The 18,374-nt window shown below is 63.5% G+C and carries 11 protein-coding genes; 7 read left to right on the top strand and 4 right to left on the bottom strand.

The annotated features are described in order from the left end of the window. Positions 1-215 precede the first annotated feature (215 nt). The 3 genes from I41_RS23080 to I41_RS23070 all read left to right on the top strand — a co-directional run bounded on the left by I41_RS23080 (position 216) and on the right by I41_RS23070 (position 5,985). Positions 216-3,548 carry a PSD1 and planctomycete cytochrome C domain-containing protein gene (locus I41_RS23080; RefSeq protein ID WP_210421044.1) on the top strand — a complete coding sequence of 1,111 codons (3,333 nt, stop codon included), beginning with the start codon at positions 216-218 and terminating at the stop codon, positions 3,546-3,548. Between the two features lie 109 nt (positions 3,549-3,657). Next, on the top strand, positions 3,658-5,079 hold the full coding sequence (locus tag I41_RS23075) for a DUF1501 domain-containing protein (protein ID WP_145435339.1): 1,422 nt from the start codon (positions 3,658-3,660) through the stop codon (positions 5,077-5,079). A gap of 180 nt (positions 5,080-5,259) precedes the next feature. After that, positions 5,260-5,985, top strand: a complete 726-nt coding sequence (locus I41_RS23070) for a 3-keto-disaccharide hydrolase (protein WP_210421043.1) — start codon at positions 5,260-5,262, stop codon at positions 5,983-5,985. Positions 5,986-6,223: 238 nt separating this feature from the next. Here the strand turns inward: I41_RS23070 and I41_RS23065 are convergent, their stop codons facing one another. The 3 genes from I41_RS23065 to I41_RS23055 all read right to left on the bottom strand — a co-directional run bounded on the left by I41_RS23065 (position 6,224) and on the right by I41_RS23055 (position 12,505). Further along, the gene (locus I41_RS23065; RefSeq protein WP_168207108.1) at positions 6,224-8,674 is read right to left on the bottom strand and encodes a DUF1549 and DUF1553 domain-containing protein; all 2,451 of its coding nucleotides are present in this window, start codon (positions 8,672-8,674) and stop codon (positions 6,224-6,226) included. Positions 8,675-8,697: 23 nt separating this feature from the next. Continuing rightward, a complete protein-coding gene (locus I41_RS23060; protein ID WP_145435335.1) occupies positions 8,698-11,016 on the bottom strand; it encodes a hypothetical protein in 2,319 nt (772 codons plus the stop codon). 112 nt (positions 11,017-11,128) lie between these two features. Further along, complete coding sequence (locus I41_RS23055; RefSeq protein WP_145435333.1) at positions 11,129-12,505, bottom strand: DUF1501 domain-containing protein; 1,377 nt, start codon at positions 12,503-12,505, stop codon at positions 11,129-11,131. Between the two features lie 79 nt (positions 12,506-12,584). On the opposite strand from I41_RS23055, the gene I41_RS23050 reads away from it, so the two are divergent. From I41_RS23050 to I41_RS23035, 4 genes are all read left to right on the top strand, one after another. Further along, positions 12,585-13,970, top strand: coding sequence for a c-type cytochrome domain-containing protein (locus tag I41_RS23050; protein WP_145435331.1), 1,386 nt, complete (start codon positions 12,585-12,587; stop codon positions 13,968-13,970). Between the two features lie 7 nt (positions 13,971-13,977). Further along, entirely contained in the window at positions 13,978-15,231 is a 1,254-nt protein-coding gene (locus I41_RS23045; RefSeq protein WP_145435329.1) for an MFS transporter, read from the top strand. A 1-nt stretch (position 15,232) separates the two neighbouring features. Next, positions 15,233-16,498, top strand: coding sequence for a twin-arginine translocation signal domain-containing protein (locus I41_RS23040; protein WP_145435327.1), 1,266 nt, complete (start codon positions 15,233-15,235; stop codon positions 16,496-16,498). A 176-nt stretch (positions 16,499-16,674) separates the two neighbouring features. Then, positions 16,675-17,532, top strand: a complete 858-nt coding sequence (locus I41_RS23035; RefSeq protein WP_145429803.1) for a transposase — start codon at positions 16,675-16,677, stop codon at positions 17,530-17,532. A gap of 33 nt (positions 17,533-17,565) precedes the next feature. On the opposite strand, the gene I41_RS23030 is transcribed toward I41_RS23035, so the two are convergent. Beyond that, positions 17,566-18,318 carry a creatininase family protein gene (locus I41_RS23030; RefSeq protein ID WP_145435326.1) on the bottom strand — a complete coding sequence of 251 codons (753 nt, stop codon included), beginning with the start codon at positions 18,316-18,318 and terminating at the stop codon, positions 17,566-17,568. Positions 18,319-18,374: the final 56 nt, after the last annotated feature.

Here is an 18,374-nt window from a genome sequence, read left to right as displayed (position 1 = left end):
GGCCGAAAAGTCGCTGCCCGCGTGGCGCTTCATTATGTTAGAATGAGGCGACCTCGTCGTCGCTACTTTTCCTGGGCCTCGGAGCGTTTTCTCGCATGCCGACGGAACAAGGCCAACCGCCGCGAAGGATGCCTTTGCTCGCACCATGGCGCGCGGCGCTGGTATGGTTGGCGACGATTCTGTTCCCATGTGTTGAGCGATCAGTTGATGCCGCTGTGGCTGCTGATCCAGGCGCTCAGCCATCAGCAGCAGAGTTGGAATTCTTTGAGAAGGAAGTTCGCCCCTTGCTGGCCGCCAACTGCGGCGAGTGCCATGGCGCCCAGGAGCAATGGGCCGGACTGCGGCTTGATTCACGTGAGTCGATGCTACGCGGCGGTGAATCGGGCTCCGCGATTGCGCCAGGCGATCCGGAAAAGAGTTTGCTGATCGCAGCGGTGCGTCAGTCGGGCGAGTTGCAGATGCCGCCGGACGGGAAGCTCGAGGATCAGCAGATCGCGATCTTGGAAAAGTGGGTAGCGCTCGGCGCGCCATGGCCCGCCAGCGATGTGCTGGCGGACGATGAGCGGGCTGTGGCGCAGCGGCGGCACTGGGCGTTTCAGCCGATTGCGCAGCCGGCGCTGCCGGAGGTGAGCGATTCTGGTTGGTGCCGTACGCCGGTGGATCGGTTCGTGTTGGCGGCGCTTGACGAGCGCGGGCTGAAGCCTTCGGCGCCGGCGGATCGGCGGACGCTGATTCGTCGCGTGTCTTACGATTTGACGGGACTGCCGCCGACGCCGGCGGAGGTCGAGGCGTTCGTTCACGACGACGATCCCGAGGCGTATGCGAAGCTTGTCGAGCGGCTATTGAGTTCGCCTCACTACGGCGAGCACTGGGCGCGACATTGGCTCGATGTGGCGCGTTATTCGGATACCAAAGGGTACGTCTATGCGCGCGAGGAGCGAGTGTTCGTGCACGCCGCGGCCTATCGCGATTGGGTGGTGCGGGCATTCAACGAAGACTTAGCCTACGACCGGTTCCTGCTGCTCCAGATGGCCGCGGATCAGGCAGCGCCTGACGATCCGGCGTCGCTCGCTGCCATGGGGTTTCTGACGCTGGGGCGGCACTTCCTGGGCGTGAACGTTGACATCATCGACGATCGGATCGACGTCGTCACGCGCGGAACCTTGGGCCTGACCGTCGCCTGCGCCAGGTGTCATGATCACAAGTACGATCCGATTCCAACGGCGGATTACTACTCGCTGTTCGGGGTGTTTGAAAACTCGGCCGAACGCCTCGTGCCGCTGCCGACGACGAAGTGTGATGATGAGAAGAGCGTCGCCTACGAGAAGGAACTGCAATCGCGCAAGGCCAAGCTGAGCGAAGGGCTGGCAAGCGCCCGCGACGATGCGGCGAAGCGGGTGCGTGAGCGGTTGCCGGAGTATCTGGCCGCGCAGCTGGAGATCGCCAAGTACCCGGAGGAGGCCTTCAACCAGGTCTACAGCAAGGCCGACGTCATTCCCAAGTTCGTCCATCATTGGGCGGCGTACTTGAGGCGCGCGGGTCGGGCCAACGATCCGATCTTCGTGCCTTGGAGCCGGTTTGCGGGCCTTACAGATGAAGAGTTCGCGGGGAAGGCGCCGCAGATTGCGAATGAACTTGCCGCGGCGGGCGACGCCGTTCATCCGCTGGTGCGCGCCGCGTTCGGCGAGCCCCCCGCGTCGATGCGCGAGGTGGCTGAACGTTACGCCAAGCTGTTTTTGGACGTCGAACGGCAATGGCAGGAATTAGTCGAGCACGCGTCGGCGGAAGGGAAGCCGGATCGCCTTCCCGATCCCGCCGCCGAGGCGCTGCGCCAGGTGTTGTACGCTGTTGGTTCGCCCTGCGTCGTGCCTAACGAAGAAATCGTATCGACTGAGCAGTTCTTTGACACCGACACGATCAACTCGATCTGGAAATTGCAGGGCGACGTCGAGCGCTGGCTCAACGAAGCGCCCGATGCGGCGACGCACACGGTGGCGCTCTTGGATCGCGCGACGCTCAAAGAGCCGCGGATTCTGCGCCGCGGCAACCCGGCGGCGAAGGGCGATGAAGTGCCGCGGCAGTTTCTGAAAGCGCTCAGCCTGGCGGAGCGGCAGCCATTTCAGCAGGGGAGCGGTCGGCTGGAGTTGGCCCGCGCGATCGTCGCTCCTGACAATCCGCTCACGTCGCGGGTGTGGGCGAATCGGGTGTGGGCATATCATTTTGGCGCCGGGCTCGTGAAGACCCCCAGCGATTTTGGACTGCGGGCGGAGGCGCCGAGCCATCCGGAACTCCTTGATTGGTTGGCGCAGCAACTGCTCACCCAGGGGTGGAGCACGAAGCACCTGCATCGCGCGATCGTCCTCTCGAACGCTTATCAGCAGGCATCGACGCCGGAGCTCGGTGATGAAGCCCAACGGGCGGCGCATGAGACGGCGAAGCTGGCCGATCCTGAGAATCGACTTTTATGGCGGATGAATCCGCGGCGGCTCAGTTTTGAGGAGTGGCGCGACACGCTGTTGGCGTCGTCTGGCGAATTGGATGTGGCGATTGGCGGCCGCGCGAAAGAACTGTTTCCTGCGAACGGCGAGAACGTACGCCGAACGTTGTACGGGCTAGTCGATCGACAGTTCCTCAATCCGGCGCTGCGGGTGTTCGATTTCGCGAATCCCGATCTGCACATTCCACAGCGGAGCGAGACGACCGTGTCGCAGCAGGCGCTGTTTGGGATGAATCATCCGTTCGTCGCCGCGCGGGCTCGGTCGCTGGTTGCCGCCGTCGACGCTGAAGCCGGGGGCGATCCCGTTGAGTTGGCGGCAAGGCTCTATCGCGCCGTTTACCAACGCGAGCCCTCGGCGGTGGAGCGTCAAGCGGCGCTCGACTTTCTTGCCAACGCAGCGGCCGACGCGCCGCCGGCTCCGCCCGCCGAAACGCTCACATGGTCTTACGGCTACGGCGAGGTGTTGGCGGCCGAGGGACGCGTCACGTTCGCGCAGCTGCCCCACTTCAGCGGCGCCGCTTGGCAGGGTGGTGCGCAATGGCCCGACGCGGCGCTCGGCTGGGTGCAGCTGACGGCCGACGGCGGGCATGCGGGGAACGACTTGCAGCACGCCGCGGTGCGGCGCTGGACGGCGCCGCATCGCGGGGAGTATCGCATCAAATCGACGGCTCAGCACGAAGTGGCCGCGGGGGACGGCATCCGCTGCTGGATCGTCTCAAGTCGGCAGGGAGTGCTGCAAACTCAAACGTTGCATGAGGCGACGATGCCGCTGGAGGTCGATGCCGTCGCGCTCGAAGCGGGCGATACGATCGACTTCGTCGTCGACTTCAACGCCGATCTCAACAGCGACCAATATCTCTGGAAGGCGACGATTGAAGAGATTGCAGCGCCGGCGGGCGATGCGACCGCAGGCGCCAATGCGACGGCGACGGCGGCCGCGACTTGGGATTCGACGCGCGACTTTGCGAACAAGTCGCCGCAGTATCTCGATCCTTGGCACCAGCTGGCGCAGGTGTTGTTGTTGTCGAATGAGTTGATGTTTGTTGATTGATTGAGACTCTGATAGGCGTAATGTCCGTCATTCTGAGCGGGGCGAAGGACCTGGCCGCTCGCTTGGCACTAGATCCTTCGCTCCGCTCAGGATGACAAGAAAACGTAACATGAACCATCGCCGACCAATGCCGTATGATCGCCGCACGTTCCTCCAGCGGTCGGGGATGGGGCTTGGCGCATTGGGTCTAGCCGGCATGTTGGGCGAAGCCGGTTTGGCTCCGTCAGCCGCGTCGGCCGCGTCGTTTGGTTCGCAGCCGACGCGGCAGCACTACCCAGGCAAGGCGAAGCGTGTCATTCACTTCTTCCTGAACGGCGGGCCGTCGCAGGTCGATACGTTCGACCACAAGCCGATGCTCGCGAAGTACGCCGGGCAGCCGATTCCCGAGACGTTGGCCACCGAGCGGAAGACGGGCGCCGCGTTTCCCTCGCCGTTCAAGTTTCGCCCCTACGGGCAAAGCGGCATCGAGGTGAGCGACATCTTCAGCCGTATCGGCGAGCATGTCGACGACATCGCGGTGATCAACTCGATGTTCGCCCATCTGCCGAATCACGAGCCGTCGTTGATGCTGATGAACTGCGGCGACTCGGTGCAGCCGCGGCCGAGCGTCGGCTCGTGGGTGCTGTACGGGATGGGGTCGGAGAATCAGAACCTGCCCGGGTTCATCGCCCTCTGCCCCGGCGGGTACCCGATCAAGGACGCCGAGAACTGGCAGGCTGGCTTCCTGCCGGGCGCCTATCAGGGGACGTATATCGACACTCAGTTCGAGGAGGTCGAGCGGCTGATCGCGAACATCCGCAGCCCGCACGCGACGACGGCGATGCAACGTCGACAGCTCGACTTGTTGGGCCAACTGAACGCCGAGCATCGGGCGTCGCGCAGCGATCCGAGGCTCGATGCGCGGATCGAGTCGTTTGAGCTGGCGTTCCGCATGCAGATGGCGGCGACGGACGCCTTTGACCTCGATCGCGAGCCGCAGCATATCCGCGAGTTGTACGGCGACGGAGTGAATGCCCGGCAAACGCTGATCGCACGAAGACTCTTGGAGCGCGGCGTGCGCTACGTGCAACTGTGGCACGGCGCGGGGCAGCCGTGGGATCATCACTCTGGTCTTGAAGGGGGGCATCGCGACCTCGCGCGGCAGATCGACCAGCCGGTGGCCGCGCTGCTGACCGATTTGAAGCAGCGCGGGATGTTCGACGACACGCTCGTGATTTTTGGCGGGGAGTTCGGGCGGACCCCGACGGTCGAGCTAGGCGCCGACGGCAATTCGCTCTTGGGGCGCGACCACAATCAGTATGGGTTCACCGTGTGGCTGGCCGGAGGCGGCGTCCGCGGGGGGACGGTGCATGGGGCCACAGACGACTTTGGATTCAAAGCGGTCGACCAGCCGACGAGCGTGCATGATCTGCACGCGACGATTCTGCATTTGCTTGGGTTCGATCACGAGCGGCTGACGTTTCGCTACGCGGGGCGCGATTTCCGGCTGACCGACGTGCAAGGGCAGGTGATTGGGAATATTGTGGCGTAGCGCTGCGGCCTCTCGATCAACATCCGTCTGGAACTACGTTCACCAAAGAGAACATAGAGGTCACTGAGAAGAAAACGCTAGACTATCTCCGACTTCTCCTCTGTGCTCTCTGTGTCCTCTGTGGTTAGGCTTTTTTTGATACGACGCCAATAGACTCCAACTGAACTCAGGATATCTTCGATGAAGCTTCATCACGTTTGTATGTTCGTCGTCGCCGTTTTAGCGTTTTCTCAGTTCGATGTTCTCAACGCACGAGCCGCCGATGCGGCGGAAGCGCGAAGCCTGTTCAACGGCAAGGATCTGTCGGGTTGGCACGCCGACGTGCCGGCGCTCGATGACGATCCGCAGGGAAAGTCGCCGTTCATCGTGCGGGACGGCTTGCTGGTGAGTCTTGGAACCCCCGGCGGGCATCTGATTACCGACGACGAGTTCAAGAACTATCGCCTGGAGGTGCAGTACCGCTTCGTCGCCAAGCCGGGCAATTGCGGCGTGCTAGTCCACTCGTCGAAGCCGCGGGCGCTGTATGAAATGTTTCCGCAGTCGATCGAAGTGCAGATGCACAGCGGCGACGCCGGCGACTTCTGGTGCATTGCCGAGGACATCGCCGTGCCCGACATGGAGAAGCGTCGCGGCCCGAAGGAAAACTGGGGAACGACCGGCGACAAGCAACGGCGGATTCTCAACTTGACCGACGACTCCGAGAATCCGCTGGGCCAGTGGAACACGATGATCATCGAGTGCGTCGACGACGAAGTGAAGGTGTGGGTCAACGGCGAACTCGTGAATCACGGCTCGAAATGCACCGCCGACCATGGTCAGATCGCGGTGCAGGCGGAAGGGACCGAGGTGGAGTTTCGGCGATTGGAGTTGACCCCGATCGAGGAGCTGAGCTCTGACGAAGGTTGATGCCAGTGGCGCCAGCATTTCACTTCTGGCTCCGAAGCCTTTTCAACTGTCATCATTCCTGAAATGCTCAGCGAATGAAGACGCAACCGCAGAGGGCGCAGAGACCACAGAGAAAAAGACAAGAGTTATGATTTTCCCTGCGTCTTCTCTGCGACCTCTGTGTTCTCTGCGGTAAATGCATATCGCGATGGCAGGCGCATAAGGTTCGCAGCCATGAGGGATGCGATTCAGAGTCGCATCAGTGCTGCGTCAGGAATTCTTCGGTGTTCAGGAGCGCCCAGCAGAAATCTTCGAGCCCTTCGGTCGGCGTCGGCTTCGAGACGACATGGGCGACCGCCGCTTGAAGTTCGACGTCCGTCGGCGGGCGGCACAGGGCGGCGCGATAGAGCTGGTCGATGACGACGCCGACCGGGGCGCCCTCTTCCAGCAAGCGGTGGAAGCGGTTTTCTTTGGCGACGAGTTTTCGCTGCAGCGTCGAACCGTTGAAGAGTTGAATCACCTGGGAAAGCGTCGAGTTCGTGTTTCGCTCGCAGGCGCATGCGGTGAGCCGCGCCGGCCGGCCGAACGTTTCGAGAAACTCGTGCTTGAAGTCAGGGCTGGGCAGCTCCGTTGCCGTCGTGCCGACGGGAAGGCCAGCGAACGTTTCTTTGATTTCGGTCACTTGAGAAAGCGCATCGAGCAGCTGTTCGGCCGAGAGCGTGCGGATCCTCGCATGCGAGAAGAAGCGAGAGTCATCCTGATTGAGGGGCGTTGATTGGCTGCTGAGCTGGTAGGTGCGGCTGTTGAGGATGGTGCGCAGCAGCTGCCGGTGGTCGAAGCCGTGTTGCGTGAACTCTTCGGCCAGTCGCTCGAGCAGCGCGGGATTCGACGGGGGATTTGATTGCCGGAAATCGTCGACGGGGTCGACGATGCCGCGGCCCATCACTTCGGCCCAGGCGCGGTTGACGGCGACCTGGGCGAAGACGGGGTTGTCGGGCGCCGTGAGCCACTGAGCGAAGGCGCGGCGACGGTCGTTGAGCGCGTGCTCGTCGAGCGCGGCGCCGCCCGGCAGCCATGGCTTCATCACCTGGCCGGTGCGCGGTTGCACCACTTCGCCTTCGCGACCTTCGTAGATCACTTCTTCTTCGACGCGCATGCCGGGCTTGCGGCTCATTCGGTTGAAGAACGCCGTCAGGCCGTAGAAGTTGTCTTGCGTCCAGTTCTCGAACGGATGATTGTGGCACTTGGCGCATTGAATGCGCGAACCGAGGAACACCTGTGCAGTCGTTTCAGCGGCTTCGGTCGACTCGTCGAGAGCGCGCACGAAGTTAGCGGCAGGATTGTCGTAAGTGCTTCCCTGGGCGGTCAGCAGTTGACGGGCGAATTCGTCGAAAGGCATGTTGCGCGCGAATGCGTCGACGAGCCAGCGATGAAACTTGTAGACGCCCGACTCGGCGACTTCGCTCTTCTGAAGCTTGAGAAGGTCGCCCCATTTGAGGGCCCAGAATTGAGCATGCTCTGGGCGCGCCAGGAGCTCGTCGATCAGTTGCGCGCGGCGGTCGGGACTCTGATTGGCCCGAAAGGCCTCTTGTTCGGCGAGCGTCGGCAGCGCGCCGAGCACGTCGAGATAAACTCGGCGGAGAAACTCATCGTCCGTGCAAAGCTCGGAGGGCGCGTACTGCAGCTGGCGAAGTTTCTCGTAGACCAGTTCGTCGATGAAGTTGTTGGCCGGCGGGTTGGTCCATTCGAAGCCGGGAATTTCTTCAACCAGCGTAAACTGGCACGACACGAGCTGATCGAGATAGCGGGCCATGACCGCCACCTGCCCGCGATGGCGCCCCTCAAGCAAGCCGTCAGGCGTGACCGTTGCCAATTGATCGTCCGAGGAGTGGAACAGCGTGAGCCGCGTGACGTCGCGCACTTCGCCATTGTCGAAATGGGCGCGGGCGACGATCTGCTGCCGCCAGTGGGGCTGCTTCAGGACTCGACCCGAGGCGGGCAGCAGTTCTAACTGCACGCAGCGCGTCCCTTCGGGGGCGTCGACGGCGGCCCCTTCGGCGATCCATTGCCGCAGCACTTCGTAGGCGTAGTCCGTCGTGCGCAGCTTCAGCCCTCCGCGATGGGGGACCACCATCGTCGGCTTGAGGAGCAGCAGGCTCTGAGCCGGTTCGATGCTGTTGGTGCGGCGACCGCGATCGCCCTTGGTGAGAGTGAGTTCGTCAAGGGCGTGGTCGTACGCTTGCAGGGAGATTTGGAAGCCTCCCTTGCCGCTAGGGGCTCCATGACAACCGCCCGAATTGCACCCCTGGCGCGTGAGGGCGGCGACCGTCTCGGTGCGAAAAGAAATCGGATCGGGTTGATCGACGCCGCCGACTTCCACCGGAACCTTCGCCTGCTTGCCGGCAATGTTGACCGTCACTTCGCCCGCGCCATTGCCGGCGGGCAAAACGATCCCGTCGCGAACGTCGATCACGGCGGACGCGTCGGAGACGATGGAGGCCTCGCGCGTCACGTCGGCCACCAATCCATCCGCGAAATAACCGGTGACAAGTAGCAGCGCTTGCTCACGCGGCGATCGGAAATTAATGCGCTCCGGCTGAACTTCAATCCGCTGCAGCGTGGAAAGATCGAGTGCGGGGTCGGCGGCGACAGCGGGCGCTGTCACGACCAGCAGCAAGAGCAGCGCGAGCGGGGAGCGATGGAGCAGCATAGCCGAACAAGGTAGATGTGAAGTCATGGCGCTCCTTGCGCAGCGGGCAGGGCCTGGATCTCAACCGAGACCGGCTGACTCCGGACGGAGATTTCCTGACCCTGGACGGTCGTCGTCGCGGCGGCGACCAGCGTGGCGAAAGTCCCAGCCGCGGCGTCGGCCGCCGCGCGCAGGGGGACCACGGCAACGCTGGCGTCGCTGGGGATGGTGATCGAAATCGGCGCCGCCAGTCCGGCCGGACCGTCGACGAATTGGACGCGTACCGGGAGGGGTTCGGGGCCGAAACGTTGCAGACGAATCTCGGCCTGTTGTTCGCCCCCGGCGACGATCGGCCCAGCTAACGCGACCGTGACGACCAACGGTTTGACGACGCGCAGTTTCACGTCGTCCACGGAGACGACGCGGGTTTGTTCCTGGAACTTTCCGGTGGCGATGATTCGCAGCGGAAACTCGGCGCCTTCCGCCAAGTCGACAGGCCCTTTCAGCGAGACGCGCATCGCTTTGAGGCCATCCTCAACCGGCCCAATTTCCGCCGTGACGCCGGCGGGCAACCCTTCAACGGCGATCGCGATCGGTTCCTTAAACGCCTCGTTCGTGCGGTTGATCGGCACGTCGAACGTGGAAGCTCCAACCACCTGCGGCAGATACGCCTCCTTGTTCGTCAGCGCCAAGTCGAAGAAGGGGGGAAAGGCGGGGCCGACGCCGATGGCGATGGCTGTCTCCAGGATCGTCGGCAGCGAGAGCGTGTTGGGGAAGGAAGCCAGGAGCGGTCCGCGCTGGTTGGCCGACACGGCGACGGTCTCTTCGCCGATCTTTGCCTTGCCGACAATCTTGGCGTACCGCACTTCGCCCGCGGGGATTTCTGGCGGTAGGGTGATCTTGAGCAGCGTCTCAGGGCCTTCGAAGGTTTGGCCCTCCAGCTTGACGCCGTCGCCGAGCCCTTCGACGGCTAATTCAATCGGTCCGCCATAGGCCGGCCGCTGCGCGAGGACCTTCACCACGGCCGTGCCGGCTTGCGGCGCGTTGTACTGCGTCGTTTCGGCATTGAGGGCGAAGCCTCCGTACGTTTCGCTGACGTCGACGCGATAGACGTGATCGCCGCCGCCGCGGTAGAGGTCTTCCACCAGCAGCGTGTAATCGCCCTCTTCGGGAATCTCGGCGTCGAGCACTGGCTGCCGTTCCTGGCGGGCCACGGCGATCCGCGCGCCGTCGGCCTGATGGAGGCTCATGTACAAGTCGCATGGCGAGCCGAGTTCGCGGCTACGTCCCACGCAGTGCAGGCGCTGTCCTTTGCGGGCGTGGAATCTGAAGTGGTCGCGATCCCCCGCCTGTTGGAGGCGACCATTGAGCGCTCCGGGAAGCTGGCAAACGGTCGCCGTTTCTACAGCATCGTTCGGTTCCAGTTCGAGCGATTCTGCTTGCGAATTAGCTTCGACCTGAAACCAACCAGATCCGGCGCCATGCGCAGCAGGAACGCTGACAGCCGTCAGCTGCGACCCATCGCGCGTCGCGGGAATCGACACATGCAGCAGCGATTTTTCAGCTGAATCGTCGGCGACTTCAAACGACGCGACTTGGCCGCTATGCCCGCCAGCCGGATAGACGCTGCCGACGAGCGGAAACTCGCCGATGCGGAGACGATACCGAAATTCAGGGCCGCCGAAGTGCCGCACGTCGCTCAGCGCGAGGAGATAATCGCCAGCGGCGTCAAAGAGATGACTCAATCGGCAGTCGCCGCCGACGCCAGCTGAATCGTCGGCGCGCCGCAGTTCCTTGCCGTCGACGGTGAGCAGACGAACAACGGGATCGAGCTTCGAGCCGAGACGCTGCGCAACGACCTCGAAGGAGAGCCGCTGGCCGGCCTCAACATGAAAGCGGTAGTAGTCTTCCTCAATCGGTTCACACTGGCCATCGATCGCGACCGGCCACGCGGCCAGCTGGGCTTGAGCGATTGAGTGGTTGTCGGCGGCCTCGGCCGAGGAGGGGAGATCGTCGACCATCGCGAGGATGGGGTTCGACACCCCTTCGCCGGTGACAAGTCGCAGCGCGCCGACACCGACCTGCTCGTCGCGGGGCACGGTGATGCGGCAAAGAAGCGTTTCGCCCTTCTGGGCGCTTTCGGCGTCGCTGGGAACGAACTCGGTACGCGAGGCGAACGACGTCCAAAGCGTGCGCGGGTTGAGGAGGTTGGCGCCGGTGAGCGTTAATTCGATTGTTTTGCCAGGCGCGGCGGCCAACGGCTTGCACGGGCCGAGCGTTGGCGGCGCCGCTGTCGCATCAACTGCGGCGGCGGAAGCGCAAACGCAAAGAAAGGCGCGGAGGATGGCGAGTAATCGATTCATGCGTGGAGGATATTCAGACGGGCGCCACTGGCATCCTGCCAGGGCGGAAGTGGGTGCTCGCTTGGCACTTTTCACTGGTAAGATGCCAGCGGCGCCCAGGGGGCAGATGAGCTTAGGCAATCAATTCAGCTAACGGATGCGATTCTGGGCTGACGGGTCGTTGCAGTCGGCCTTGGGCGTCGGGAATCGCCAGATGTGGATCAATCCCGAGGTTGTGGAGCAAGGTGGCGTGAACATCGCCGAACGTCACGGGGCGATCAACGACTTCGCCGGCATGCTTGTCGGTGGCGCCAATGACCTGACCAGTGCGCATCCCGCCGCCGGCCAGCAGCGCGGCGTTAACGCGCGGCCAGTGATCGCGGCCCGCCACGTTGTTGATCGTCGGCGTGCGCCCGAACTCGCCCCAGACAATTACCGTGACGTCTTTGTCGAGACCGCGATCGTGCAGGTCTTGCACCAGCGCCGTGACGGCGTTGTCGAGCATGGGGAACTCTTCGCGCCCCTGCTTGAAGTTGTCGTTGTGCCAATCCCAGCGACTGAAGTTAAGCGACACGACGCGTGCGCCCGCTTCGACCAGCCGGCGGGCTACGAGGAAGTTCTCGGTGACGCGGGGCGCCGAGTCATCCTTGAAGCCTGGGTTGCCGGCGCCGTAGCGCTCGATGACTTTGGGATCTTCGCGGGTGAAGTCGAGGGCTTCGACGAGTTTCGGCGACGCCAGAATGTTCCAAGCTTGCTGCACGAACTGATCGCGCTCCTGCCGCAGCGGCGAGGCCGCGACCGCTGCTTGTTTCGTTTCGAGCGCGGTGAGGAGATCAAGGCGGCTGCGCAGGCGGTCGATCGTGACGTCGCGCATCACCAATTGACCTGGATCGGGGGCGAGACCCGCGGTGGTCTCGGCCTTGAAGCCGGGATCATACTTGGTCACCAAGCCATAGGGAGCGTGGGGAGCACCGAGGAAGCCGCCGCCGCCGGAGTCGCCCCAGGGGGCGTGGCTCGTACGGTAACAAAGGGACAGGTTTGGCGGCACGTCGGGGCTGGCCGGACCTTCCAGCCGGGAGATCCACGCGCCGAGCGTTGGCGCGTTGGGATCGACGCGCGGCGAAAAGCACTGCTCGGCGTAGTGGGGGCCGCGGGCGTCGACGATGCTGCGGATGATCGCGAGCTTGTCCATCATCGCCGCCATTTTCGGCAACAACTCGCAGATCTGGATGCCCGCCACGTTGGTGCTGATGGGCTTGAACTCGCCACGAACTTCGGCCGGGGCGTCGGGCTTCAGATCCCAAAGGTCTTGGTGCGGAGGACCGCCCGGCAAGAAGACGTTGATGAGGGCCTTGTGCGAAGCGCGTTGCCCTTGCAATGCTTCAGCACGCAAAAGCGACGCGAGCGTCAGGCCGCCCGCCATCGATCCGCCGATGGTCAAAAAGTCGCGCCGCGAGACGCCATCGCAGAACCGACGACGGCGGGCGACGCTGCTGAGCAGAGTTATCATTCGCGAAACTCCCCAGGCTTGATTAGAGTCATTAATTATAATGCCGGCCTGCAACCCAAGCCAACCGGGATGAGGTGTCATGCGCCTATCTGCATTGACGATTTATGCGCTTTCTTTTGCGGGATTCGTCATAGACGGCGCCGCGGCGCGGAGTGAGTCTAGCGATGCCCCGCGGGTCAGCTTCGTGCGCGACGTGGCGCCCATCTTGGTCGGCAAGTGCCAAGGGTGCCACGGGCCGAAGACGGCGGAGAGCAACTATCGCCTCGATACCTTTGATCTGATGATGCAGCCTGGGGATTTTGGGCTGCCGCCGGTGACCGCGGGAAGCGTCGACGAAAGCGAGTTTCATCGGCTGATCACGTCGGAAGATCCCGAAGAGCGGATGCCGAACAACGGCGATCGCTTATCGGAACGCGAGGTTGCATCAATTGATGCGTGGATTGCGCAAGGGGCGACGTTCGATGGCGCCGATCGGACGGCGTCGTTGCGGACGCAGATTCCGCGCGACGTGCCTCATCCCGCCGCGCCGGCCAACTATTCCTCGCCGCTTCCCGTCACGGCGCTCGCCTTCAGTGCGGATGGCGGTCGACTGCTGACCGGGGGGTACCATGAAGCGTTGATCTGGGATCCGGCGACTGGACAGTTGGTTTCCCGCCTGGGGAATATGCCCCAACGGATTTACGGCATGGCAGTGAGCCCCGACAACGCGTACCTGGCGATCGCCGGCGGCGCCGCCGGCGTCGCGGGAGAAGTGCGGCTGCTTGCCTGGGCTGATGGAGCGACTAGCGGCGATGCTGCGAAAGTGCTGGCAACGGGCGAGGACGTCTTTTTCGACGTGGCCTTTCGGCCCGATGGGAAAGAACTGGCGGCCGCGGGATCAGACGGCTCCATCCGCATCTTCGACGTCGCAACTGGCGTCGAACGACTCAAGGTGAGCAACCATGCCGATTGGGTGACTGACATTTCGTACAGCGCCGACGGCGCGTCGATCGCCACCGCAAGTCGCGATAAGTCGTCGAAGGCGTTCGACGCCGCGACGGGACGGATGCTGGCGAGCAATTCCGAACTAGGCGCGCCGGTTCGCGGCGCCGTGTTCGCGCCCGACGGCAAAGCGGTGATCAGCGTCGGCGGCAATGGAGCGCGGATGTGGAAGATCGAAGACTCGACGACAATTGGAGAATTGCCGGCGTTCCAGGGAGAGACGCAGGCGATCGTCTCTCACGGCGACAACGTCCTCGCGGCGTCGGCCGACCGAAGCGTGCGCGAGTTTAAGATTGCCGATCGGACGCAGGTTCGTTCGTTTGGCGAGCACCCGGCCTGGGTCTTGTCGCTCGCGCTGAATGAGACAGCGCACCGCTTGGCGACGGGTTGCTTCGACGGTACGGTGACCGTCTGGAACCTTGACGACGGCGCCAAGGTCACGCAGTTCCTCGCCGTCCCCACAGTCACTCCGCCAGCCAAGTGAGGTCGCCTTGGCGACGCCGACTCCTCTCATCGCTGGCGACGATTCTGCGTATGCCGCGCGGATTTGGCCGATTGCCAGTCTGCTGCTGCTTGCCTCGGCGATCAACTACATGGATCGCCAGACGCTCTCGAACACCTCGGTGCGCATCACCGAGGAGTTTGGCATGTCGCAAGAGCAGTACGGCAATCTTGAAGCGGGGTTCGGCTGGGCGTTTGCCGTGGGGTCGTTATTCTTTGGGTTCGTGGCTGATCGCGTCTCGCTGCGTTGGCTGTATGCGGCCGTGCTCGTGCTGTGGTCGGCGATGGGGTTCGCCTCGGGGTTCGTCCAAGACTACGACCAACTGCTGCTTTGCCGGACGTTGCTCGGGTTTTTTGAAGCGGGGCATTGGCCCTGTGGCATCAAGACCGTCCGAGCCATTCTCGACTCGCGAGGCCGAGCGATGGGAAACGGCGTGCTGCAGAGCGGCACCTCGATTGGCGCCATTGTCACGCCGCTGATCATGCGGTGGATGCTGACCGACGAAGTCGGCAGTTGGCGATTGCCGTTTCAAGCGGTCGGCGCCGTCGGCGTCTTCTGGGCCGTGGCGTGGCTGATCGTGACGCGCGGCGACTCGCTCCGCACGCGCGTCGGCGACGAGTCGGCGGTGACAACCGCATGGTGGCGAGTGTTGCTCGATCGGCGGATGTTCGTGATCTTGGGCGTGATTGCGCTGATCAATACGACGTTTCAGATTTTGCGCGCATGGCTACCGAAGTTCCTGCAGGAAGGTCGCGGGTACGAGGAGGCGCAGGCACTTTATTTCAACGCCGTTTGGTTTGGCGCGACCGACGTCGGGTGTCTCGGCGCTGGCGCCGTCGCGTTGTGGCTCGCGCGGCGCGGACAGTCCGTTCTGACCGCGCGGATGATGACGTTCTTTGCTTGCGCGCTGATGGCGTTGGCCACCGTCGCCGTTCCGTGGCTGCCGGCAGGCTGGTTGCTGCTGGCGTTATTGTTGATTGCCGGAGCGGGGGCGCTGGGCGTCTTTCCGATTTATCACGCCTTCACGCAAGACTTGTCGCAAGAGCATCAAGGAAAAGTGACCGGCGTCGCCGGCGTGGCGGCATGGGCCTTTTCGCCGTTAGGTCAGCAATTGTTCGGGCGACACGTCGACGCGACGCATTCGTTTGATGAAGGGATTGCGATCGTCGGCTGTCTGCCCATGGCGGCCTGCTTGTTGCTATTTCTGTTTTGGCCTCGATCGACTACCGCGAGGGAGACTTGAGATGTTCAACCGACGGACTTTTCTGGCCGGTTCGGCCGCACTTGCCGCGGCGGCGGCGATGCCGCGAGTTCGCGCCGCGGCGCCGCAGCGGAAGCGAGTCGCCTTTCTAGGGACCGAGTGCCGTGTTCATTCGCACTCGCAACATTTCTTGGATCGGCTGACGCTCGGCTACCGCTGGGGCAGCGGTTGGCAGCAGCCGCGCGTCGACGTGGCGTCGGTATTCATCGACCAGTTTCCCGAGGGCGACCTGGCGCGCGAGCGGGTGAAGCGGCACGATCTGCAGCTGTATCCGACGATCGCCGAGGCGCTGACGCTGGGGGGCGACAAGCTCGCGGTCGACGGCGTCGTGATCATTGGCGAGCATGGCGACTATCCGCTGAACGAGAAGGGCCAGCGTCTCTACCCGCGCTACGAATGGTTCAAGGAAGTGGTGAAGGTGTTTGAGGATAGCGGACGCGCCGTGCCGGTCTTCAATGACAAACATCTGTCGACCACCTGGCCGCGCTGCCAGGAGATGGTCGACGACTCGCGGCGGCTCGATTTTCCGTTCTTAGCCGGTTCGTCGTTGCCGGTGACGTGGCGGCTCCCGTCGGTCGACATGCCGCTGGGCGCCCCGCTGGCGGAAAGCGTTTGCGTCGGCTACGGCGGCGTCGATAGCTACGACTTTCACGGGCTCGAAACGGCGCAGTGCATGTCGGAACGGCGCCGCGGCGGCGAAGTGGGCATTGAAAGCGTCCACGCGCTGCGCGGTCCGGCAATGTGGGAGCATTTGGCGACAGACGATCGGGCGAACACGCGGCGGCTCATGGCGGCGGCGCTGGGGCGAAGCCATTCATTGCCGGTGACCGAGGGGTACGTCTCAGATCCCATCAGCGTCGAGTGGGCGCAGAAAGTGTTGCCTGACACGCTGGCCTACTTCATACAACATCGCGACGGCTTTCGGACGACGCTCTTCATGGCGGCGATTCAGGATTTTAACTACGCCGGCCTGCGGAGCGACAACGACGAGATCGTCTCGTGCCAGATGTTTCTGCCGATGCCGACGTACAGCGCAACAACGGCCGACTTCTTCAATCCGCTGACGCGGCACATTGAGGAAATGGTGCTCGAAAATCGAGCGCCCTATCCGGTGGAGCGAACGCTGCTGACCTCCGGGATGACGCTCGCGGCGGTCGATTCGATCCATCAGGGGTACGCGCCGGTGGCGACGCCGGAAATGGCAGTGGCCTACCAAGCGCCTGAGGCGTCGATGTTCTGGCGAGATTGAAATTTCAGCCCCTGGCTCCGCTAGGGGGTAGCACACCGCAGGACGACGCTTTCCGGCATGGTGACCGACCCCCCGGCGGACAACATAATGCAATAGCTAGCACGCGTCGCTAACGGTAAAAAGGCCCGCGTTCCAGGCTGTTCCTAGAGACCTGACACGTTTCTAGGAGGTGAGCCATGGAACGCGAACTCTGGAGCGTACTATACCGTTTGACTCGGCGGTTATGCAGCGATCGTTCGGGACACGTCTATTCGGTCAGTTGGATCGTCGGCGTCTATCTCTGGGCGGTGATCCACGATCGACCGGTGAGTTGGGCGTGTCGGCCGGAGAATTGGCCGTCGTCATGGCAGGTGCGGCTGCCGAGCCAATCGACGGCGAGCCGTCGTCTCCGCACGGCGGCGGCCGTGGAACTGATCGAGCGGTTGAGGAAGCGTTGCTGGCAGGGCCCGCACCCGCCGGAGGTGAGCTTCCTCGACGGTAAGCCGTTGCCGGTAGGAGGCTTCAGCAAGGATCCCGACGCCACGCGCGGGCATGGCGTCGGCGGCCCGGCCCGCGGCTACAAGCTGCACGCCGTCTGGACGATCGATGCGCTCGTGGCGTGCGAAATCCAGCCGCTCAACGTGAGCGAACAGACGGTCGCCCGGCGACTCTTGCCGCAAGTCGGCGGAGGCTGCGTCCTGGCCGACGGCAACTACGACAGCAACCCGCTGCACGAGATCGCCGCACGGTCGGGCGTGACGTTGATCGCTCCGCAGCGTCGCGCGGGACGAGCGCTGGGCCACCGCCGCCACAGCATCGGCCGCTTGCAGTCGATCGAACTGCTGACGACCGCCGATGGCCAAGCACTCTTCAAGCAGCGGACGTACATCGAGCAACGCTTCGCTCAACTCACCAATTTCGGCGGCGGGCTCGGACCACTCCCCAACTGGGTGAGGCGACTGCCGCGCGTCACCCTCTGGGTGAACGCCAAACTCTGCATCCAGGCCGCTAGAAACCACTTGCGACGAGGAAACGATCTGATGGCGTTTGCATAATGTTGCGGAGCCGGGGGCTGAACGAGGTTGACGTCATTTCGTCAGGTCGCGAAGCACGATGCTCAGCGCGGCGCACACAATTTCGGTAATCTGCTTGCCCTTCGCGGCATTCGCGTTTGCGGGGTCGCCGTACGCCCCGTGCGGGGTCATCTGCTTCATCGTGCGAAAGAGGGCGACGCGCGGCGAACGCAGCAGATCGCCTTCGGCCCAGTCGAACGTCGGCACGTTGCCGCGAGGTTTGATCGCCTCCATGCGCACCAGTTGCGGCGCGATGAGCAGCATCAGCGAGGTTTCGAACTCGCACGCATGGCCGACGCCGCCCGGGCCCGTTTCATTCAGTGGCACGAGCGCTTCGCCCGCCGCGCGCCACCACGTGGCGGCGGCGATTTGGCAATCGGGATGGTCGGCGCCGAAACGTTCCAAGAGCACTTGGCAGGCGCCCTGGTTGCCGCCGTGGGCGTTGAGCACAAGGAAGTTGCGAAACCCGTGCCGCCGCGCGGCGTCGAGCGACTGGAGGCAGACCGCGATAAACGTCTCCTGCGCGAGCGTGAGACTGCCGGCGAAGTCCATGTGGTGATCGGAACAGCCGACGGCCACTGTCGGCAACGTCAGCACGCCGGCGCCGAGCCGCTGATTGAGCTCCGCAACGAAGTGCTCCGCGATCATCCGGTCGGTGGCCAGCGGCAGGTGGGGGCCATGCTGCTCGATGGCGGCGACTGGCAATACGACTGGCGTGGCACGATCGATCGCGCGGAAGTCGGGGCTAGTGAGTTCTTGCCAGATCATGAGGGGCGTGTGGCTTGCTGCTGGAGTTGGAGAACTGCGCGCGTGTCATTCTGAGG

The sequence above is a fragment of the Lacipirellula limnantheis genome (assembly GCF_007746075.1).
In the GTDB taxonomy this organism is placed as follows: domain Bacteria; phylum Planctomycetota; class Planctomycetia; order Pirellulales; family Lacipirellulaceae; genus Lacipirellula; species Lacipirellula limnantheis.
The sequence above is the reverse complement of the archived record's forward strand: the minus strand, read 5'-3'. Positions and strand labels throughout refer to the sequence as shown.